17 protein-coding genes and 1 tRNA gene are annotated in these 21,377 nt (G+C 60.6%); 5 read left to right on the forward strand and 13 right to left on the reverse strand.

Going from position 1 to position 21,377, the window contains the following annotated elements; all coding sequences use genetic code 11:
* Positions 1 to 246 precede the first annotated feature (246 nt).
* Positions 247 to 933 (reverse strand): Crp/Fnr family transcriptional regulator, encoded by a 687-nt coding sequence (locus AACY31_RS26340; RefSeq protein ID WP_339505379.1) that lies wholly within the window; start codon positions 931 to 933, stop codon positions 247 to 249.
* 87 nt (positions 934 to 1,020) lie between these two features.
* On the opposite strand from AACY31_RS26340, the gene AACY31_RS26345 reads away from it, so the two are divergent.
* A complete protein-coding gene (locus AACY31_RS26345) occupies positions 1,021 to 1,545 on the forward strand; it encodes an Mpo1 family 2-hydroxy fatty acid dioxygenase (protein WP_339482875.1) in 525 nt (174 codons plus the stop codon).
* A 92-nt stretch (positions 1,546 to 1,637) separates the two neighbouring features.
* Here the strand turns inward: AACY31_RS26345 and AACY31_RS26350 are convergent, their stop codons facing one another.
* The 9 genes from AACY31_RS26350 to dibA all read right to left on the reverse strand — a co-directional run bounded on the left by AACY31_RS26350 (position 1,638) and on the right by dibA (position 12,706).
* A complete protein-coding gene (locus tag AACY31_RS26350) occupies positions 1,638 to 3,815 on the reverse strand; it encodes a GMC family oxidoreductase (protein ID WP_339505380.1) in 2,178 nt (725 codons plus the stop codon).
* Entirely contained in the window at positions 3,812 to 4,324 is a 513-nt protein-coding gene (locus AACY31_RS26355; RefSeq protein ID WP_339482878.1) for a sorbitol dehydrogenase, read from the reverse strand. Before AACY31_RS26355 ends, AACY31_RS26350 begins: the two co-directional genes overlap by 4 nt.
* On the reverse strand, positions 4,321 to 5,682 hold the full coding sequence (locus tag AACY31_RS26360; protein WP_339505381.1) for a cytochrome C: 1,362 nt from the start codon (positions 5,680 to 5,682) through the stop codon (positions 4,321 to 4,323). The genes AACY31_RS26355 and AACY31_RS26360 overlap by 4 nt, the downstream gene beginning before the upstream one ends.
* Positions 5,683 to 5,972: 290 nt before the next feature.
* On the reverse strand, positions 5,973 to 6,941 hold the full coding sequence (locus AACY31_RS26365; RefSeq protein ID WP_339492948.1) for a sulfate/molybdate ABC transporter ATP-binding protein: 969 nt from the start codon (positions 6,939 to 6,941) through the stop codon (positions 5,973 to 5,975).
* Between the two features lie 3 nt (positions 6,942 to 6,944).
* The gene (cysW, locus tag AACY31_RS26370) at positions 6,945 to 7,814 is read right to left on the reverse strand and encodes a sulfate ABC transporter permease subunit CysW (RefSeq protein WP_339482882.1); all 870 of its coding nucleotides are present in this window, start codon (positions 7,812 to 7,814) and stop codon (positions 6,945 to 6,947) included.
* Between the two features lie 12 nt (positions 7,815 to 7,826).
* Positions 7,827 to 8,645 carry a sulfate ABC transporter permease subunit CysT gene (gene cysT, locus AACY31_RS26375; RefSeq protein ID WP_339482884.1) on the reverse strand — a complete coding sequence of 273 codons (819 nt, stop codon included), beginning with the start codon at positions 8,643 to 8,645 and terminating at the stop codon, positions 7,827 to 7,829.
* 131 nt (positions 8,646 to 8,776) lie between these two features.
* Positions 8,777 to 9,790, reverse strand: a complete 1,014-nt coding sequence (locus tag AACY31_RS26380) for a sulfate ABC transporter substrate-binding protein (protein ID WP_339482885.1) — start codon at positions 9,788 to 9,790, stop codon at positions 8,777 to 8,779.
* Between the two features lie 132 nt (positions 9,791 to 9,922).
* A complete protein-coding gene (gene oscA / locus AACY31_RS26385) occupies positions 9,923 to 10,105 on the reverse strand; it encodes a sulfur starvation response protein OscA (RefSeq protein WP_003186967.1) in 183 nt (60 codons plus the stop codon).
* 693 nt (positions 10,106 to 10,798) lie between these two features.
* Entirely contained in the window at positions 10,799 to 12,706 is a 1,908-nt protein-coding gene (gene dibA, locus AACY31_RS26390; protein WP_339482886.1) for a phosphodiesterase DibA, read from the reverse strand.
* A gap of 146 nt (positions 12,707 to 12,852) precedes the next feature.
* Here dibA and desA point away from each other — a divergent pair, with 146 nt between their 5' ends.
* Positions 12,853 to 14,037 (forward strand): delta-9 fatty acid desaturase DesA, encoded by a 1,185-nt coding sequence (desA, locus tag AACY31_RS26395; protein ID WP_339482887.1) that lies wholly within the window; start codon positions 12,853 to 12,855, stop codon positions 14,035 to 14,037.
* Positions 14,038 to 14,412: 375 nt separating this feature from the next.
* Entirely contained in the window at positions 14,413 to 15,402 is a 990-nt protein-coding gene (locus AACY31_RS26400; RefSeq protein WP_339482889.1) for a GGDEF domain-containing protein, read from the forward strand.
* Between the two features lie 40 nt (positions 15,403 to 15,442).
* Here AACY31_RS26400 and AACY31_RS26405 read toward each other — a convergent pair whose 3' ends face one another.
* From AACY31_RS26405 to gabD, 3 genes are all read right to left on the reverse strand, one after another.
* A complete protein-coding gene (locus AACY31_RS26405; RefSeq protein WP_339482890.1) occupies positions 15,443 to 16,660 on the reverse strand; it encodes an HDOD domain-containing protein in 1,218 nt (405 codons plus the stop codon).
* Positions 16,661 to 16,798: 138 nt separating this feature from the next.
* A complete protein-coding gene (gabT, locus tag AACY31_RS26410) occupies positions 16,799 to 18,076 on the reverse strand; it encodes a 4-aminobutyrate--2-oxoglutarate transaminase (protein WP_339482891.1) in 1,278 nt (425 codons plus the stop codon).
* 173 nt (positions 18,077 to 18,249) lie between these two features.
* Positions 18,250 to 19,692 (reverse strand): NADP-dependent succinate-semialdehyde dehydrogenase, encoded by a 1,443-nt coding sequence (gene gabD / locus AACY31_RS26415; RefSeq protein WP_339482892.1) that lies wholly within the window; start codon positions 19,690 to 19,692, stop codon positions 18,250 to 18,252.
* A 349-nt stretch (positions 19,693 to 20,041) separates the two neighbouring features.
* On the opposite strand from gabD, the gene AACY31_RS26420 reads away from it, so the two are divergent.
* Both AACY31_RS26420 and AACY31_RS26425 read left to right on the forward strand, forming a co-directional pair.
* Positions 20,042 to 20,118, forward strand: a tRNA-Arg gene (locus AACY31_RS26420).
* Between the two features lie 114 nt (positions 20,119 to 20,232).
* Complete coding sequence (locus AACY31_RS26425; protein WP_339492950.1) at positions 20,233 to 21,306, forward strand: site-specific integrase; 1,074 nt, start codon at positions 20,233 to 20,235, stop codon at positions 21,304 to 21,306.
* Positions 21,307 to 21,377: the final 71 nt, after the last annotated feature.

Genomic DNA, 21,377 nt, shown 5'->3' on the forward strand with positions numbered 1-21,377 from the left:
GGAGCACTATCTACATCACAGGCAAAAAGCCTAAGGAGCTGTACGGCTTCCAAGTCCCTCCCTCGATGATCAGTCGAGAACTATCGCTTCTGTCGGAGCGATAGTCGAGATACAAGGAGCTGTCGAGCGGAGCGAGGCTGCGATCTTTCCCCTGACGCTTGAATCTCAAGCGAAAGATCAAGAGATCGCAGCCTTCGGCAGCTCCTACAGCGCAGGCCAGCGGGAGCACGCTCGCGCCCACCTGTTTCAGGGCGTGGTCAACGCTCGCAACCGCTCGATGTCGAGGATTTCGATCTCGCCGTAACCCAGGTGGACAATGCCCAGGGCCTGCAGGTCTTTGAGGATCAGGTTGGTGGTCTGACGTGACAGCGCGAGCATCAGTGCCAGTTGTTCCTGGGGCAGTTGCAGGACCCGTCGCGGCGGTTCGATTTCGCCGTAGCCTTCGGCGATCATCAGCAGGCGGTGAGCCAGGCGGGCCGGGGCGGGCATCAGGCTCAGGTGTTCGAGGTTGATGAAGGCCAGGCGCAGTTTGTGGCTCATCAATAACGCCAGATACCGCCAGTAGATCGGCTGCTCTTGCAGGAAGGCCAGCAATGGCGCCTGGGGCACATGCAGCAGCGTACCTTGACCGACAACCACCGCATCATGAGTGCGCGGCTGGCCATCGAACAGGCAGATTTCACCGAACCAGTGGGGCGCCTCCACCACGCTCAGCAACGCCTCCTTGCCCTGCTCGTTCACCGCACCGACGCGCACCGCGCCTTCCAGCACGGCATACAGCCCGCACGGTGGGTCGCCACGCTGGAACAGCCGATGACCCGGCGGCAGGCGGCGCACCCGCGCCATGCCCAGCAGACTATTCTGTAACTCGGTAGGCAAATGGCTGTACCAGTGGCCTGCCATCAGCTGTGAGTGCCAGGGATGCGAATTCATGGAAACTCCGGGACAAGTGTCGGCTAACTGACAGAACGCCTTGTGATACCTGGGCATCATGCAGGCATCACCTCAGGAGGAACAACAATGAAAAGCCTCGTCGATCATCTCAGTCAATACGCCGCCTATCACCGCGACCCGCGCAACATCGCCAGCCATTTCATCGGGATTCCCCTGATCTTCATTGCTGTCGCCGTGCTGCTGTCGCGCCCAGGTTGGCCAGTGGGCGCGGTCCTGGTGTCGCCAGCGCTGCTGGTGGCCGTGGCCAGTGCCTGGTTCTACCTGCGCCTGGAGTTGCGCCTGGGGACGCTGATGACGGTGCTGCTGGGCCTGGCGCTATGGCTGGGCCAGGTGCTCGCTGCGCAAAGCACCCTGGTGTGGCTGGGCAGTGGCCTGGGGATGTTCGTGGTGGGTTGGGTCATCCAATTCGTCGGTCACTATTACGAAGGCCGCAAGCCGGCGTTCGTCGACGACCTCACCGGACTGATTGTCGGGCCGCTGTTTGTGGTGGTGGAAGCGGGCTTCCTGCTGGGGCTTCGCGGCGAACTGAAGCGCGCCATCGAAGAGCGCGCCGGGCCGGTGGCGTTGCGCAACCAGCGTTCGGCGGCCTGAAAACAACGCAATACCCCCACCTGCCCCCCGTGTGGGAGCAAGCCTTGCTCCCACACGCTCGCTCCCACAAGAGTCAGGCCTTAGCGCTCAAGTTACAGCGCACCAAACTCGACCCGTATCGTCAATGCGCCGGTGTTATCTTTCAAGCCAGACCCGTACTGCCCGGTCAGGTCATCGTTGATGCACAGTTGCAGTTCCCCTTGCTGGTCGCCCGGAACCTGCCCCAGATCACCCACCAGGAACGGCTTGCCACCATTGCCAACGCGACCGATCAAGGCACCTTCGGCGGCACCGGGCAAGGCATAGCTGCTGTAGTCGATGTGCCTCGAACCGCCATTTCCATCGACATTGCCGCCCTGCGGACTGGCACACCATAGCCCACTGACGTAGCGCACCAGGCGCGGCACCAACCCGTTGACCTGCACGCCAGTGCCCTGCCAGGCGATGTTGGATTGAACCTGCATCGTCACCGCCCGCAGGTCATTGGCCAGCGTATCCCCGGCCTGGAACGACAGCGCCGCAATCGTCAGGCTCGGGTTCGAGGTGCCGGTGCTGGGGAAGACACCGTCGCCCACCAGGAACAGGTTTTTGTGGTCCCAACTGCGCTGGTATTTATCCACGACCGACTTTTTGGGGTCATCGCCCATGCGGTAAGTCCCCATCAGGTGACCGGCGCCCTGGAAGCTGTAGGGCACCTTGTCGTACGTAAAACATCCAGGTGCGATGATGTCCGTCAACTCCTGGGCACCGAGCAGGTCCTCGATGATGTGCGTCGCCAGTATTTTCGCCTGCTGGAAACCCTTCATGGTGTACTTGGACAGGTCGTAGTGGATTTCCGGCCGAGGGATACCGAGCCGGTCCGTGTATTCGGTCGAGGGCACGATGTAGCATTTCGCGTGGTCGGGGTCGTCCTCGACCTGCTCGACCAGGAAACCGATCCGGAACTGGCGGGTGAAGACGTCGTTGAGATTTTGTACCAACGCCGTTCCGGATAGCAATTTATTGCTCGGGTTGGCGCCGCCATTGTTCTTCCCGTCGATAAAGTCGGCGACCGTGGTGTAGGGATCACCGGCCGGCCAGTTCCAACCTTCGTTGCCAATCTCGATACGCCACGCCGCACGATCGCTGCGAAAGGCACCGTCGCGCAGGCTTTCGATGCCGGCCGTCGATAGCGGTCCCCGGTAGGGGAAAATCGCCTTGCCCTCGGGCATCAACCCCCACGCCAGATAAATGGGATGGTCAGCCAGGCCGCGACCCACTTGCCCGCTGCTGTTGGCCACGCCGGAGTGCAGTAGCAGCTTCGGTGTTTCGATCGCATGGGCGGCGATCACATAACGTTGTCCTATTGCCACGCCGGTTCCAGTAACGGGGCCATCTTCCAATTGATACTGCTTGAACTCGATGCCATTGATATTGCTGTCAGTGCCCACGGTTACTTTGCTGGCCACGGTTCGATAAAGCACTCGGACCTTGCCAGTGTTCAACGCTTTGTTCATGGTCACGGTGGCGTCGTACTTGGCCTGGATTGGGCAGATCGGCGTGCAGTTGGTATTGCCGGCGCATACCCGGCGACCGGCATAAGGTTGAGAGTTGCGCCCGGCCGGCGTCGGGCTGACCACCAGCGGCAAGCTATCGAACGTCTTCCCCGTGACAGCCGTGACAAAGCTGCCATCGACCAGCGACAACGGAATGCTGCGCATCGGGAATGCATAACCCTCAGGAAAGGTCATGCCCAGATAGGCTTGGTCGGCGACGTTGGCCGACACGCCGATTTCCGCTTCCGCCCGGCAATAGGCGCTTTGCAGATCGTCATAACCGATCGGCCAATCCACCCCGACGCCATACTTGGACCGCAGGCGAAAATCGTTCGGCACCATGCGCAGGCAGGTTCCGACCCAATGCCATGTCGTGCCGCCACCCACCCGTTCGTAAGTGCTCGTAAAGGGCAGCGGGCCTTTTTGTACCAAGTAGCTGACCGCCGGGTTGTTCCAATTACCATTGAGCAGATCGGCAATGGTCGCCCGTGGCGCGTTCAGTTCGGCCGGCCCCTTGAGATGTGGGTCCAGTGTCGTGCTTGGGGGATAAGGGGATTCTGGGGTTTTCAGCGTCGCGGTATAGAAACGCTCCAGGTACTGGGCACGATTGACCGGTATCTCCGGCCCCGATTCGAGTACCAGCACATCAATCCCGGCCATGCCCAACTGATAGGCAATGATGCTACCGGCCAGGCCTGCACCAACGATCACCACTTCGGTTTGTTCGGTACTCATGACAACGCTCCTTGCTGTCCGTTAGCGGATACGCCGGTCAAATCTTTAAGGCTGGAGGGCGCGCTGTTCCAATACCCAAAAAACGATTCGCTGTAGCCCATCGGGTGGGCCTGGGCGATCTTCCAGGCCCAGCTGTTGACGTAGGCCTGATCGGACACCACCGCCGAATCATCTTTCTTGAAAGGCGCCATATCGAACGGTTGATACCAGACGCCCAACAACCACAGCTTCATGATCGAGCGGGCGGTGAGTACCGTGTGTGGAATCGTCGGTTGCATGTTGAACTTCAGTATCTGCTGGGCGATCTGGTCGGGCGGTACATGGTCCGCCACCAGCGTGGCGTATTGAGTCAAGAGCGCGTTGAGCACGTCGGAAGGAACTCGCGCAGTGACGTAATCGAGAAAGATCGGCGGCAAACCGACCGGGTCGATCTGCGGTGCCAGACGATCCGCCGAGATGCCAATAAGGGCCGATGACAGGCCTACGAAATTATCCAGATTGCTGCTCATTGCTGGGCTCCTTGTCCACTGGTGGACTGTGCGCGTTCGAGCAAATAGGTGAAATCCGCGAAGCTGGTACGCGGTGATTCGGTGACATGGGTGGCCGCATTGCCGTGGCAAGCCATGCAACTGGAAGACGCCTGGGGCACGGTGCCCTGGATGTAGGTCTCCAGCGTGGCGTTGGCCAGGAACGAGGGCGCAGGACTGCCCAGCGGGTTGGCGGCCGATATCTGGCAGTTCTTGGTCGGGTCTGATGGCCACTGGGTACTGATCAGTTGATAGTTCGCCCAGACGCTCCGCGGGTTCACCTTACGCAACAGCTCTTGATACGTAGCGTTCAGTTTTTTGGTGGCATCGGTGAGCGGCACGTCGCGCACGATCTGCGAGGGCGTCGCCTTGACCGCCGGGTTCCATGGCCGTGGCGGCGGTTGGTTGATGTCGCTGTTGCTGGCTGCGTTGTAGAACAGATAAGGCCCCGTCCGCTGGGCAACGGGCGTGGTTTTTTCCGGCACGTTTTTTACATGCTCAAAGGTTGACCAGACCCATTGCGCCGCGCTGGTGGTCTTATGGACCATGTGCAATCCCACCAACCCGACCGGCTCGGACACGCACGACTCCGCGACAATCGGCCCATGGCTTGGGTCGTTGTTCCCCGGGGTGTAGACCAGCGCGTCGACGGTGTGAAAATCCTGCCGCTTGTCGTTGGGGCCCAGCACTTTCCACGACGCCTTCACCATCACCGCACCGACCTGTTTGGTGTCGGTGGAACCACAACTGAACGCCACGGTGTTGTTCGCATTGGCGGCAAAAAATTTCTGCTGGCCTTCGATGCTGTACAGGCCGTTGTCGACGATGCTATTGAACATCGATTGGTTGACCACGATTTCGTTGCGCGTATAGGTGCCGTTCTGGTCCACCAGCGGGCCGCTCTCGAAGGGCTGGATAAATTCATCCAGCACATCGGGCACCTTGCCCATTTGCTGCAACAGGCGACCGGGCTTGAGCGACTTGCACGCTTCGGGCAGGGTCGCCGGGGCGTTCCAGGGCAGTGGGGCCTGGCCCTTGGCGCGGAATATCTGGTAGCTCTCTTTCCAGCTTTCCCACACGGTGGCGCCATCCTGCTTGCCGATGGGGGTACCGGTATTGGGATCGCCGTTATCCAGCGCTGGCCAGTTCAGGGCAATGAAGGTCTGCCACGACAACTCATCGAAATTGGCCTGCAGGCTGACCAGTGAAAGGGGCTCGGTCACGGTGACATTGAAGGGTATCTGGGGGGACAACGAGGGGGCGGCGCTAGCGGCCGGGGCCAGCAAGACGCCTAACAATGCACAGCCAAGCGGGCCATGCCGACTGACTTCCACTCTCATATTTTCTCTCCTTGGCATCAGGGCGCCAGGAGAGATAACACCGGTCCGTCATGGACTCTTACTTGCCTCCTGGCCTGTCAGAGTCTAGGTAGGGTTTCGGTGGGGAAAAGGCGTTGGCGTAGAACCAATCGAAGCAAGATTGGGCGGGGTTATTCAGATTCGGATCGAGGTTTGCGTGAGGACGCCATCGCAAGCAGGCTCGCTCCCACAATGGATCTGCGCCATACACAAATCCCCCTGTGGGAGCCTGCTCGCGATGTCTTTTGCTTTTAGAGGTTGGCGACTTTCTGCTAGACCTTCGGTTTGAAGAACAGCGTCTCGCCTTTCGCCAGGCCCACTAGGCTGTCATGGTCCTTCACTACTTCCGCTTCGATCAGTTCGCTCTGGCCTTCCACCTTCAGGGTCACCCGAGTGGTGGCGCCGAGCGGACGGATGTCGCGCACTTCAGCGCCATGGTGGTCTTCCAGCTCCGAGCGCGACAGCGAGACTTCGTGAGGGCGGAACAGCACATGCCGATCCTCCCCCAAGTGCAGGCGGTTCGAGTCGCCGAGGAAGTGATACACAAAGTCGCTGGCCGGGTTTTCGTAGACGTCGCCGGGCGAGCCGATCTGCTCGATCACGCCTTTGTTCATCACCACGATCCGGTCGGCGACTTCCATGGCTTCTTCCTGGTCGTGGGTCACGAAAACCGAGGTCAGGTTGATGTCCTCGTGCAGCCGCGCCAGCCAGCGGCGCAGTTCCTTGCGGACCTTGGCGTCGAGGGCGCCGAAGGGTTCGTCCAGCAACAACACCTTGGGCTCCACCGCCAGGGCGCGGGCCAGGGCGATGCGCTGGCGCTGGCCGCCGGAGAGCTGCTCCGGGTAGCGGTCGGCGAGCCAATCCAGTTGCACCATGTTCAACAGCTCATGGACCTTGGTCGCGATCTGGCTTTCGTTTGGGCGCTGGTGCTTGGGCTTCATGCGCAGGCCGAAGGCAACGTTGTCGAACACCGTCATGTGGCGGAACAAGGCGTAGTGCTGGAACACGAAACCGACGTTGCGATCACGCACGTCGTGGCCGGACACGTCCTCGCCGTGGAACACGATGCTGCCTTGGTCCGGGGTTTCGAGGCCGGCGATGATCCGCAGCAATGTGGTCTTGCCGCAGCCCGACGGACCCAGAAGCGCTACCAGCTCGCCGCTCTGGATATCCAGGCTGATCTCGTCCAGGGCCTTGAAGGCGTGGAAATTCTTGCTGACGTTACGGACTTCGATCGACATGACTTATTCCTCCGCGGCGCTGGCGCGCAGGCGGTTGATTCGGTTTTCGCTCCACTGCTTGAGCAGCAGAATCAAGAGCGCCAGGATCAGCAACAGGCTCGCCACAGCGAACGCAGCCACGTGGTTGTATTCGTTGTAGAGAATCTCGACGTGCAGCGGCAGGGTGTTGGTCACCCCGCGAATGTGCCCGGACACCACCGACACTGCACCGAACTCACCCATGGCCCGGGCTGTACACAGCACCACGCCATAGATCAGGCCCCATTTGATGTTCGGTACAGTGATATGCCAGAACATCTGCCAACCATTGGCGCCCAGCAGGCGTGCGGCCTCTTCTTCCTGGGTGCCCTGCTCCTGCATCAGCGGAATCAGCTCCCGAGCCACGAACGGCACGGTGACAAAAATCGTCGCCAGGACGATGCCCGGCAGCGCGAACACGATCTGGATGTCGTGATCCGACAGCCACGGCCCAAGCAGGCCCTGGGCGCCGAACATCAGCACGTAGACCAGACCGGCGATCACCGGCGACACCGAGAACGGCAGGTCGATCAGCGTCACCAGCATGCTCTTGCCGCGGAATGAATATTTGCTCACGCACCACGCGGCACTGACGCCGAACACCAGGTTCAGCGGCACCGAGATCAGCACGGCAACCACCGTAAGCTTCAACGCCGACAGCGCGTCGGGTTCAAAGATCGCCGTGAAGAACGCCCCCAGCCCGAGCTTCAGGCCCTGGGACACCACGATGAACAGCGGCAACAGCAGAAACAGCGCAAAGATCAGCCAGCCGAGGCCGATCAGCACGCGCCGCGACGTCGCACTGCCGCGACGGGCGGCGTTGGTGGAGGCTGCGTAAATAGACGATTGGGACATGTTCGCGCCTCCTTATGGGGTTTCAATGCGCCGCTGCAACAGGTTGATCAGCAGCAACAGGACGAAGGAAACCACCAGCATCAGCACGCCGATGGAGGTGGCGCCGGTGTAGTCGTATTGGTCGAGCTTGACCATGATCAGCAGCGGCAGGATCTCGGTTTTCATCGGCATATTGCCGGCGATGAAAATCACCGAACCGTACTCGCCCACGCCACGGGCAAAGGCCAGGGCGAAGCCGGTCAACCAGGCCGGCAACAACGCCGGCACGAGAATGTGGCGGAACACCTGCCACGGCTTGGCACCGAGGCAGGCGGCGGCTTCTTCGACTTCACGGGGAATATCGGCCAGCACCGGCTGCACCGTGCGCACCACGAACGGCAGCGTCACGAAGGTCAGCGCGAGGGTGATGCCCAACGGCGTATAAGCGATCTTGAAGCCCAGGTCAGTGGCGAACTGGCCGACCAGACCGGCCGGCGCATACAACGCCGTCAGGGCAATACCGGCCACAGCGGTGGGCAACGCGAACGGCAGGTCGATCATCGCGTCGATGATCTTGCGGCCGGGGAAGGTGTAGCGCACCAGCACCCAGGCCAGCAGCGTACCGATCACGCCGTTGATGATCGCGGCGTACAGCGCGGTGCCGAAACTGAGCGTCAAGGCCGCCAGCACACGCGGCGCCGAAATGATCGCCCAGAACTGTTCCCAGGTAAGTTGGGCGGCATGCACGAACATCGCCGCCAGGGGTATGAGCACAATCAGGCTGAGGTACACCAGGGTGTAGCCCAGCGTCAGCCCAAAGCCGGGTATGACCGGGGATATGCGACGCGACATAAAGGTCCTTGGTTAAAAACACTAAACATGGAAGCAAGACAAGCCTTACTCCCGCACAATCCCCTCACCAAAAATTCGGTGTCTGGCTTTAGCTTTGCAACTGTAGTCAGTTCATTCAGGCGTATTTCAGCTTACTGCGCCTGATAGATCTGGTCGAACACACCGCCATCGTTGAAGAATTTCGGTTGAGCGCTTTTCCAGCCGCCGAAGTCCTTGTCGATGGTCACCAGCTCCACCTTCGCAAATCGCCGGGCGTACTTGGCGGCCACGTCCTTGTCACGCGGGCGATAGTAGTTTTTCGCGGCGATTTCCTGGCCGGCCGGGCTGTACAAGTGCTTGAGGTAGGCGGCGGCGATCTCCAGGTTGCCCTTTTTCTCGGCGTTCTTGTCCACCACCGCCACCGGCGGTTCGGCGAGGATCGACAGCGACGGTACGACGATGTCGAACTGGTCGGCGCCGCCGTCCTCTTTCAGCGCCAGGAAAGCTTCGTTTTCCCAGGCCAGCAACACGTCGCCCTGACCGTTGTTGACGAAGGTAATGGTCGAGCCACGGGCGCCGGTGTCGAGGATCGGCACGTGCTTGAACAGTGCCTGCACGTATTCCTTGGCCTTGGCTTCGTCGCCCCCGTTGGCCTTCAGGCCGTAGGCCCAGGCGGCGAGGAAGTTCCAGCGCGCACCGCCGGAAGTCTTCGGGTTCGGGGTGATGACCGACACGTCGTTCTTGATCAGGTCGCCCCAATCCTTGATGCCTTTGGGGTTGCCCTTGCGCACCAGGAACACGATGGTGGACGTGTAGGGCGTGCTGGCTTCCGGCAGGCGTGTTTGCCAGTCGGTCGGCAGGGACTTGCCCAGCTTGGCGATTTCATCGATGTCACCGGCCAGGGCCAGGGTCACCACGTCGGCCCGCAGACCATCGATCACCGCGCGCCCTTGTTTGCCCGAGCCACCGTGGGACTGCTGGATCTTCACGCTGTCGTCCGGGTGGGCTTTCTTCCAGAAACTGGCGAATTCGGCGTTGTAATCCTGATACAGCTCACGCGTCGGGTCGTAGGACACGTTGAGCAGCTCGTAATCCTTGGCGACAGCGGAACCTGCAAAAACAGCACTGGCCAAGGTGGCCAGGGCATAACGACGAATGGACGACATGGTGAAAGCTCCTGGAGTTCTGGTTTTTATGGCTTCGAAATCGTTGTGGTCCTGAAAAGATCGCAGCCTTCGGCAGCTCCTACGCCTAGCCCCCAGTAGGAGCTGCCGAAGGCTGCGATCTTTTTGGCTTTCTCAAGACGGCTTATGACTGGGTTGTTGCAGCCGGAATTTTTCCTTGCGTTCGATCTGGACCACCTGTGCGTTGTGCACGGTGATTTCCACCGCCCCAAAACGCAGATCGCGCAACGCGCTCTGGATCTCGCGCAAGATGGTTGCTTCGTCCTGGCCGTCAACACTACGTAGAGATGCGCTCATGCTGCTGCTCCTTGAATGAATGCCTGGCAGTGGGCGGCACTGCTTGCGGCGTGGGAGCAATACTAGATAAGCGCTGATATTCTTAAAAAGACTATTTGAGAATTTTTATATAACCAAAATTACATGAAGTAGTCGATGTCCTACGGCAGGGGTGACTGGGAGCTTTTTCCCTGCCAAACCCTCGGAGATTTCCTTCAAAACGCTGGGCTGTTCATGAACTAGGCAGCGCTCTATGGCGCGGCTAACCTCTGTTCGTCATCGCAAAAAACGGTGACACGGACGTGCAAGTCCGGCGGAGGACACAATTGTCGATGGCTATTCGTCGGGCATTTTTTTATGCTCGCGAGTCGTTATGGCAGCTGTGTATGGGAGATCTTCGGGTCTGCCGGGTACTCCGACCGGTCTTGCACACCTATGCATAGCTGCCACCTCTCTCGACTGTGCAAGCGAAGCGGTGTTGGCTGAGCCGACACCATCGCGAGCAAGCTCGCACACAAAGTTCTGTGTCGAACCGAATCTCAAGTTCAACACCATTCCACTGTGGGAGCGGGGTTCGTCTGGGCCGGCTTCCGGGCTTTTCGAAAGTGACCCGTCGTCAGGGCGGAACCATAAGCCGCCGTTACCGAAGAAATGGATATGTACCCGATCACAAATCCTGGCCAGTTGCCAGGCCAACATCAACACCCCTGACGATCAAGCAATAACCGGCGCCCGATCCCAATCCAACTGCGCCGCCGCGACAGGCCGGCCAAACCAGTAACCCTGCCCCAGCTCACAAGCCTGTCCAAGCAAAAATGCCGCCTGCTCACGCTGCTCGATGCCCTCGGCGTGCACCTGCATACCCATGCTGTGGGCCAGGGCGATGATCACCCGGACGATCGCCGCATCATCCTCATCCCACGGCAACCCCGCGACAAACCCCTGGTCAATCTTGAGCTTCTGCACCGGCAGGCGCTTGAGCCGCAGCAGCGACGAATAGCCCGTGCCGAAATCGTCGATAGCCAGGCGCACGCCCAGCTCCCGCAGGCGATGCATCTGTTCCAGCGCCACCTCCGGGTCTTCCATCACCGCGCTTTCCGTCACTTCCAGTTCCAGGCAGGCCGGGTCCAGGCCCGTGTCGTGCAACACCTGGGCGACCTGCTCGTACAACTCGCGACGGGCAAACAGCCGACTCGAAACGTTGACGGCGACAAACGACAGCCCCACGCCGGCCTGCTGCCACTGGCACATCTGCCGGCAGGCCTGGTCCATGACCCAGGCATCGACCTGGGCAATCAGGCCGGTACGCTCAGCGATGGGGATGAACTCGGCCGGCGGCACCAAGCCACGCGTGGGATGTTCCCATCGCACCAGCGCCTCGACACCGATCAGACGACGGGTCGCCAGCTCGTAGACCGGCTGGTAGTGAACGCGCAACTCCTGTTGCTGCAGCGCGCGCCGCAATTGGAAGGCAATCTCGACCCGCTGCTGGGCGTGGGCCGTGAGTTCTTCGGTGTACAAAGCGTAGCCGTCACGTCCGGCGTTCTTGGCCTTGAACAACGCCGAATCGGCATTGCGCAGCAGTTGCCCAGCGTTCAGGGCATCGCCGGGGAACAGGCTGATGCCAATGCTGGCATTGATGAACAATGCGTGGTCATCGAACCGCAGAGGCTCTTTCAACGCGTCGAGGATGCGCCGGGCCAACGCCGCGGCCTGGCCTGGCTGCGAGCAGTTTTCCACCAGCACCGCAAATTCGTCGCCCCCCAGTCGGGCCAGGGTCACGCCCGGCGCAAAAAGCCCGCTGAACCGCTCGGCCACGCCTTTGAGCAATTCATCGCCCACGTTGTGACCCAGGCTGTCATTGATGTTTTTGAAGTGATCCAGGTCCAGCAGCAACAGGGCACAGCCACGCTTGTGCAACTGCGCCGACGCCAGCGCTTGCTCGGTGCGATCAGAAAACAGCAGGCGGTTGGGCAAGCCTGTCAGCGGGTCGTGATGGGCCAGGTAGGCCAGTTCGTGCTCGGAGTTCTTGATGGCGCTGATGTCAGAAAACACCGCGACATAATGGCTGACCTGGCCGCTGTCGTCGCGAATGACGCGGATCGTCTGCCATTGCGGGTAGATCTCACCGTTTTTACGCCGATTCCAGATCTCGCCGTTCCATTCGCCCAGGCTAGCCAGGGAGTCAAACATGTCGCGATAGAAATCCGGCCCATGGCGACCGGACTTGAACAGGTTGGGGCGCTGGCCCAGCACTTCGTCCCGCACATAACCGGTGATCGCCATGAAGGCCCGGTTCACATGCACGATCAGGCCGTTGCGGTCCGTCACCAACACCCCTTCGCGGGTGCAATCGAAGACGGCGGCGGCCTGGCGCAGGCGCTCGTGATCGGCACCGTGCTCGCCCTTGGCGAAAAACCGTGAGATTCGCGCCCGCGCCAGGAAGATCAACCCGGCGCTGAGCAGGACCCAGGCATAACCGTTGATCAACAGCCAGCGTTGCCTGTCGGCGAATTGATCGAAGAAGCTGCTCAATAAATAACCAATCAGCTGCAGCCAGACGACTGACAGCACGAGGTAAAGCAGCGCTACGCGCATGGCACTGCGTTGATAGGCAGGCATTCGGCCATCCATGTCCCTACAGAGATGGGGGAATTATAGAGGAAGAAACATCCAGCCACTCTTATCTGAAAGGCCGACTGGTTTTATCTGTAGAGCTTGTGATAATGCTGCGGTAGTTTCTATTTTTATCGAGGGCCCTACAGCCTATGTGGTACGAAGGTTTTCTTGGCTTGTCGGCCTGGTCACTGGTGGCAGTCACCCTGCTGATGACTCACGTCACGATCATTGGCGTCACGGTCTACCTGCACCGTTATTCGGCGCATCGCGCCCTGGAGCTCAATGCCGGTCTCAAACATTTCTTCCGTTTCTGGCTGTGGCTGACCACAGCACAGAACACCCGCGAGTGGACCGCCATCCACCGCAAGCACCACGCCAAATGCGAAACCGTCGACGACCCCCACAGCCCGGTCATAAAAGGCTTGTCCACCGTGCTGCGCAAAGGCGCCGAGCTGTATCGCGCCGAAGCGGAAAATCCGGAAACCCTGCGCATCTACGGCAAGAACTGCCCTGACGACTGGATCGAACGCAAGCTCTACAGCCGCTTCCCGCTGCTGGGCGTGGCAATCATGGGCGTCATCGATCTGCTGCTGTTTGGCACCATCGGCATCACCATCTGGGCCATCCAGATGATGTGGATCCCCGTCTGGGCCGCCGGCGTGGTCAATGGCCTGGGCCATGCCGTGGGCTACCGCAACTTCGAATGCCGCGACGCGGCGACCAACCTGGTGCCCTGGGGCATCCTGATCGGCGGCGAAGAACTGCACAACAACCATCACACCTACCCCAACTCGGCCAAGCTGTCGGTACGCAAATGGGAGTTCGACCTGGGCTGGGCCTGGATCCGGGTGTTCAGTTTCCTACGCCTGGCCAAGGTCCAGCGGGTTGCGCCGATCGCCCACCGGGTCGAAGGCAAGGGCAACCTGGACATGGACACGGCCATGGCGATTCTCAACAACCGTTTCCAGATCATGGCGCAGTACCGCCGGCTGGTCATCGCGCCACTGGTCAAGCAGGAACTGGGAAGGGTCGATCACTCGGTGCGTCACCAGTTCCACCGGGCCAAACGCCTGCTGTCGCGGGAGACCAGCCTGCTGGACGACCGTCACCACGTACGCATCCAGAACATGCTCGAACACAGTCAGGCACTGAAGGTGATCTACGAGAAACGCCTGGCCTTGCAGCAGATCTGGGTCAAGACCAGCAGCAACGGCCACGACATGCTCGCCGCCATCAAGGAATGGGTCCACGAGGCCGAGGCCAGCGGCATCCAGTCCTTGCGCGAGTTTGCGGACCAACTCAAGACCTACTCGCTACGGCCTGCCACGGCCTGACGATGCAGCTCCAGCGCAAACCACTGGCCGTGAAGAAAGGCTTGCGCTGGGCTCTGTAGGAGTTGCCGGAGGCTGCGATCGTTTGCTCCTGATCATTCGCTGCGACTCAATTGTCTGGCACAAGATCGCAGCCTCGCTGCACTCGACAGCTCCTACGGGGGCTGCGCAAGCGGGGCGGGCGACGTTTCACTAAATCCCCTCGCCACAGGTTCAGCCCCCCATTATTTGACTCGCTGAATCCCCCCGCCCTTCGTCGCCTGCAAAGGAACTTCGCCCCAAATCCCCTATCTCAAAGAGCACTTCGCCATCCAGGCGGGCTTTGGAGAAAAGCGCGTGCCAACCCACAGCAGTGCACGCTCTTTGAGATTTGTGCCGATGGTCGACAAGAACCTACAGGATTACTCCCTCCCTCATTGGCCCGAGGCAGCCCAGACGCTCATGGCGCTGATGCATGCCCAAGGCGAAGTGGCGCGCCTGAGCGAGCGTGAGCAGCTGTTCAGCTCGTTGCTGGTCAGCGTCAATGCCGTGCTGTGGGTGTTCAACTGGGAAACCCGACAGGTGCTGTATGTCAGCCCCGCCTACGAGCGGATCTTCGGCCGCCCCGCCGGCCTGGTCCTGGCTGACTACAACGAATGGCGCGACGCAATCTACCCCGACGACCTGGAGTACGCTGAACGCAGCCTGGCCGAAGTATTGGTCAAAGGCGCCGTCGAAGACCGTGAATACCGCATCATCGCCGGCAACGGCCAGATCCGCTGGCTGAGCGACAAATGCTTCATCAACCGCAAGGCCGAGCCAGGGCAACCGGTGATTGTGGTGGGCATTGCCGAAGACATCACCGAAAAGAAGCTGCTGGAAAGCGAACTGCAGCGCCTGGCGACCACCGATGTGCTGACCCAAAGCAGCAATCGCCGGCACTTTTTCGAATGCGCCCACCGTGAGTTCGAGCAGGCACGGCTACAAAGGATGCCCATGGTGTTCCTGTTGCTGGACATTGATGATTTCAAGGTGATCAACGACACCTACGGCCATCAGGAAGGCGATACCGTGTTGCAGAGAATCGCCGAAAGCGGGCGCTCCGTGCTCCGACGCGGCGACCTGTTCGGGCGGATCGGTGGCGAAGAGTTCGCCGCCGTGTTCCCCGGCTGCGCGCCCGACATGGCATTGCAAGTGGCCGAGCGGTTGCAACGGGAAATCCAGCGCCTGTTGTTCCGCTGCGGTGAACAGAGCTTCGGCATTACCGTCAGCCAGGGCCTGACCTCCATTACCCCTGAAGACCACTCCCTCGACAGCCTGTTCGCCCGTGCCGACGCGGCGATGTACGAGGCCAAGCGCAAGGGGAAGAACCGCATTATTGCGGCGTGAATGAGTTGCCCCACCGCTCCCACAGGGTTGGGTGGTGGCTTTATTTACGGCGCAACCGCGTCAACTCCGGCAAGCCGATCTTCAGCAACCGCGCCGTGCGACCACGGGCCAGCTCTTCAAGGCCTTCATGGGCGGGCAGACGCGCCATCTGCGCGGCCATGTTCATCACCAAGGCTTCACGGGAATACACCCCGCCCCCCAGGCTATAGACCGCCGCGATCAACTCCCGCAGCTCCAACGGCAGACGCCAGCGAGCACGCAACGCCGAGCCGAAACTGGCGCCGAACGTGTCCAGCGAGTCGCCGACTTCCTCCGGCTCATCCAGCTCGCCACCGGCCTGTTTCCACTCCTCCAGGCAGCGCAGCAACGCCAGGTCGCCCAGCCGATGCAGCAACCCGGCGCAATAACAACGCTCCTGCTCCAGGTCCAGCAACCGCGCCATCGTCCGGGCGTATTCGGCCGTGTGCAGCGACAGCGCCCAGTACCGCTCGGCATAATCTGCCAGGCACGGAACGCTGAGCCGGGCGCAGCGCTTGAGGGTCAGGCCGAGGATCAGGTTCATGCTTTGCCCGGTGCCGAGCTGGTGCAACGCTTGGGCCACGGTCTGCACCGGGCCACCACCCTGATGCTGGGCAGCGCTGTTGGCCGCCGCGATCAGTACGGCAGTGATTTGCGGGTCGGTGCGGATCTCTTCTTCGAGCAGTTTCAGATCCAGGTCGCCGGGGTTGAGGCTGCGCCTGACCGCCACTTGCACATCGGTCATCAAGGGCGCGCCCTCGGACAGGTCACGCCGACGTTCCAGGAAAGTCGGCAGGGTCAACCCCGGTCCTGGGTTCGGCGCTTCGTTGGACGTTTCCTCACCGCCGCCCACTAACAACCCCTGCAAACGTTGGGTCAGGTCTTCCCGGTTCAACGGCTTGGTCAAATACGCGGCCGGCGCCAGCGGCAAGACTTCGCGCACGCTGGCGCTGTCGTTGCGCTGGCTCATCAGGATGAACGGCAACGGCGGGGTGCGATGCTGCTGGCGAAGGCCACGCAGAATCGCCAAGCCATCGACCTGCGGCAGCTCCCAATCGGCGATGACCAGGTCGTAAGGGCGGCTGGCCAGCAAATCCAAGGCCTGTTTGCCGTCGCCACAGGTGTCCACCCGGGCATCACAGCGCACTCCCGACAACACCTGCTCAAGCAGCTCACGGGACGCCGGATCGGCCTCGGCGATCAACACACGCGGTACAGCGGGTAAATCCACAACAGTCATGCAGCATGCTCCCTTGCCATACTTGCACCTTAGACGTTGGTGGCCGTTCCAGACAGTTCAAAATGCACCAGGCAGGTTCGCCGATATGAAAAAACCCGCCAGAAGGCGGGTTTTTGTGGATCAGCGCACAACCGTCACTCAGAGTTCGGAGAAGCACTCTTCGATGATCGCCAGGCCTTTTTCCAGTTGCTCGTCCGGCGCGGTCAGCGGCACCAACACCCGCAGAACGTTGCCATAGGTACCGCAGGACAGCAGGATCAGCCCCTTGTCACGCGCCTTGGCCACGACTTGGGCTACCGCCGTAGCGTTCGGCTTGTGGGAGTCACCGTTTTCGAACAGCTCCACGGCGATCATCGCGCCCAGGGCACGCACTTCACCGATGACCGGGTACTTCTTCTGGATCGCCTTGAGGCCGGTCACCAGACGCTCGCCCACAGCCTTGCAGCGGTCCAGCAGGTGTTCTTCTTCGAACACTTCCATCACCGCCAGCGCCGCCGCACAGGCGATCGGGCTACCGGCGTAGGTGCCGCCCAGGCCACCCGGCGCGATGGCATCCATGTATTCGGCCTTGCCGCAGACACCGGCCAACGGGAAGCCACCCGCGATGGACTTGGCAAAGGTGGTCAGGTCGGCGGCAACGCCCATCTGCTCCATGGCGAAGAAAGTGCCGGTACGGCCGGCACCGGTCTGCACTTCGTCAGCGATCAGCAGGATGCCGTGCTGGTCGCACAAAGCACGCAGGCGCTTCATGAATTCCTTGGGCGCTACGTAGAAACCACCCTCGCCCTGTACCGGCTCGATGATGATTGCCGCGATGTCACGCGGCTCGGCGTCGTTCTTGAAGATACGCTCGATGCTGGCGATGGAGTCGTCGATGCTCACGCCGTGCAGTTCGTTCGGGTACAGCGCGCGGAAGATGCCGCCGGGCATCAAGCCCATGCCGGCCGAGTAGGGCACGACTTTACCGGTCAGGCCCAGGGTCATCATGGTGCGACCGTGGTAAGCACCGGTGAAGGCGATCACACCGGCACGCCCCGTGGCGGCGCGAGCGATTTTCACGGCGTTTTCCACCGCTTCCGAACCGGTGGTGACCAGCAGGGTTTTCTTGGCGAAATCACCCGGCACCTTGGCGTTGATTTTTTCGCACAGTTCCACGTACGGCTCGTAGGCCAGGACCTGGAAGCAGGTGTGGGTCAGCTTGTTCAACTGTTCGGTCACGGCGGCGATGATTTTCGGGTGCACGTGACCGGTGTTCAGCACGGCGATGCCACCGGCGAAGTCGATGAATTCACGACCTTCAACGTCGGTTACCGTGGCGTTCTTCGCCGATTCGGCAAAGATCGGGTGAATCTGGCCAACACCGCGTGGAACAGCGGCGGTACGGCGGGCCATCAGGTCTGCGTTGGTCTTGCTCATTAAAATGTCCTCATTCGCCGCTCATCGGTCGGCGTGGCTCAAGGAATACATGGCGGGGAGGCAACTGCGACAGCATGCGATGATCGACTGCCACAGCGTTCCGGCCACAAGAAACAGAACGGGTGAAACGCGCAAAGGGACAGCGCTCTCGTGCCCTTTGCGCTTGAAGCAGATCAGATACCCAGGCAGAGGTATTTGATTTCCAGGTAATCCTCGATGCCGTACTTGGAGCCTTCACGCCCCAGGCCCGAGGCCTTGATGCCGCCGAATGGCGCGACTTCGTTGGAAATCAACCCGGTGTTGACGCCGACCATGCCGTATTCCAGGGCTTCGGCCACACGGAACACACGGCCCAGGTCGCGGGCATAGAAGTACGAGGCCAGGCCGAACTCGGTGTCGTTGGACATCGCGATCACTTCGGCTTCGTCTTTGAAACGGAACAGCGGCGCCAGCGGGCCGAAGGTTTCTTCCTTCGCCACGGCGGCGTTTTTCGGTACGTTGGTCAGGATGGTCGGTTCGAAGAAGTTGCCTTCCATCGCCTTGCCGCCCGACAGCACGGTCGCGCCTTTGCTGACGGCATCGGCAATGTGTTCTTGCACCTTGGCGACCGCTTTGCCGTCGATCAACGGACCGGTGGTGGTGCCATCGTCCAGACCGTTGCCGATCCTGAGCTTGGCAACCGCTGCCTTGAGCTTTTCGGCAAACGCGTCGTACACCGAATCCTGGATGTACAGGCGGTTGGCGCAGACGCAGGTCTGGCCGTTGTTGCGGTACTTGGAAATGATCGCGCCTTCGACGGCCTTATCCAGGTCCGCATCGTCGAACACGATGAACGGCGCGTTGCCGCCCAGCTCCAGGGAGACTTTCTTGATGTCCTTGGCACATTCGGCCATCAACTGGCGACCGATCTCGGTCGAACCGGTGAACGACAGCTTACGCACGATCGGGTTGCTGGTCAGCTCGCCACCGATGTCGCCGGCGCTACCGGTAACCACGCTCAACACGCCTTGCGGGATGCCGGCACGGTGCGCCAGTTCCACCAGGGCCAGGGCCGAGAACGGGGTTTGCGAAGCTGGCTTGATGACCATGGTGCAACCGGCAGCCAGGGCTGGGCCAGCCTTGCGGGTGATCATCGCGGCCGGGAAGTTCCACGGGGTAATGGCCGCGGTCACGCCAATCGGCTGCTTGATCACGATCAGGCGCTTGTCGGGCTGGTGGCCGGGAATCACGTCACCGTAGATGCGCTTGGCTTCTTCGGCGAACCACTCAATGAAGGAAGCGGCGTAGACGATTTCGCCCTTGGCTTCGGCCAGCGGCTTGCCTTGTTCCAGGGTCATCAGGCGACCGAGGTCGTCCTGGTTCTCGATCAGCAGTTCGTACCAGCGGCGCAGCTTGTTGGCGCGCTCCTTGGCCGTCAGCGCACGCCAGGCCGGCAGCGCCTTGTCGGCGGCTTCAATCGCACGACGGGTTTCGGCAGCGCCCATCTTCGGCACAGTGCCCAATACTTCGCCCGTCGCCGGGTTGGTGACCTTGATCGTCTGACCATTGTCCGCATCGACCCAAGCGCCATCGATAAAGGCTTGCTGGCGGAACAACTGGGTGTCTTTAAGCTGCATGTCGGCTTTCCTTAACAGCACCGCGCACGCGCGGAGCGAATTAGATTTGTAGAAAGGCGCCTCGGGGGCTGCCGTCAGGGAAATCATTCACCGGGCTGAAGCACAGAAATAACGCACAAAAGCACAGACGTGCGGTTCAGCACCCAGACAAGAGCGTTTGAAATCTCAAACGAATCCTAGGGCCGATAGGGGTGAAGGACAATAGGATGTTCGAAAAAAAGAACGAAAAAGCCGCATTTGCCCGCTTTTTCTGATCAGCGTAGCCAAGAGCCGTCGAGCCGCCTGAAAACGCAGGCGATTCAGTAGCATGGACGCCTGCCACGCATATGAGTATCATGGCGCCCGCACTGCACCAGTAGCTCAGCTGGATAGAGTACTGCCCTCCGAAGGCAGGGGTCGTGGGTTCGAATCCCGCCTGGTGCACCATCTTCTATCCCTTGTATTACAAGGGGTTAGCTCCACTGCCAGAAACCTGTCCTAGTCCTGAAAGTCGTTTTTGCCACAAATTTGCCACACTTGAACGTGGCGGGAATGGTCGAAATGGCAACAATCAGGAATCGCGGCGAGTATCAGTGGGAAGCGCAAATCCGTCGCAAGGGCTATCCAGCCCAAAGAAAAACCTTCGAAACTAAAGCCGATGCCCAAGCCTGGGCGCGCATGATCGAAAGCGAAATCGACCGAGGCATTTTTGTCTCTCGCGTCGAGGCTGAACGCACCGCCTTTCATCAACTCATTGATCGCTACATCTCCGAGATCGCTCCGAAGCACAAAGGCGCCTATTCGGAAATCAAACGCCTGGAAGCGCTCAAGCGCCACCCGCTGGCGACACGCATCGTTGCGACTCTCACATCTTCAGATTTTGCCCGCTACCGTGACGAGCGCTTGAAGATCCGCAAAGGCAATACGGTGAAGCGCGAGCTCGCATTGTTCCAATGCGTGATTGAAGTCGCTCGCCGCGAGTGGGGCATTCATCTGGCAGAGAATCCGGTCAGGATGGTCAGCCGTCCCAGCTACAACGACGAACGCTCGCGGCGGCTCGACCCAATTGAAGAGCAATACATGCTCGGCGCCTTAGAGCTTCGTGAGCGCCGTGCTGACGGCACCTATGCCGATGCTTCACACAATCCTTGGATACGGCCTATCGTCCAACTGGCGATTGAAACAGCCATGCGCCGAGGCGAAATTTTCGAGCTGCGCTGGAAGCATGTGAACCTGGAACGACGGACCGCACACTTGCCGGCGACCAAGAATGGGCTGCCCAGAACCGTCCCGCTTTCACCGAACGCTATTCAGTTGTTGAAGGACTTGCCGCGCTCGTTGTGTGGTCACGTCTTCCCCACCACGGCTGATGCGCTCAAGAAGGCCTTTGTGCGAGGCCTAGAGCGAGCCAGGCTGAAATACTTGGGCGATTGTGGGGCGGCGCAGGTAAAGCCTCAGGAAGACTTCTTGATCAATCTGCGCTTTCACGATCTACGACATGAAGCGACCTGTCGGCTCGCGACCAAGCTACCAAATTTGATCGAGCTTGCCAGCGTGACGGGGCATCGGGAGGTGAACATGCTGAAGCGGTATTACAACATCACTGCGGAGGAGCTGGCGGCAAAGCTGGCGTGAGCGCGGGGAACTGACTTTGAGTTCTAGGTCGTGAGCCCTTCTAACATCTTGGGTCATTCAGAAATGCGAGC

It is taken from the genome of Pseudomonas sp. RL_105y_Pfl2_101, from assembly GCF_963970585.1.
In the GTDB taxonomy this organism is placed as follows: Bacteria; Pseudomonadota; Gammaproteobacteria; order Pseudomonadales; family Pseudomonadaceae; genus Aquipseudomonas.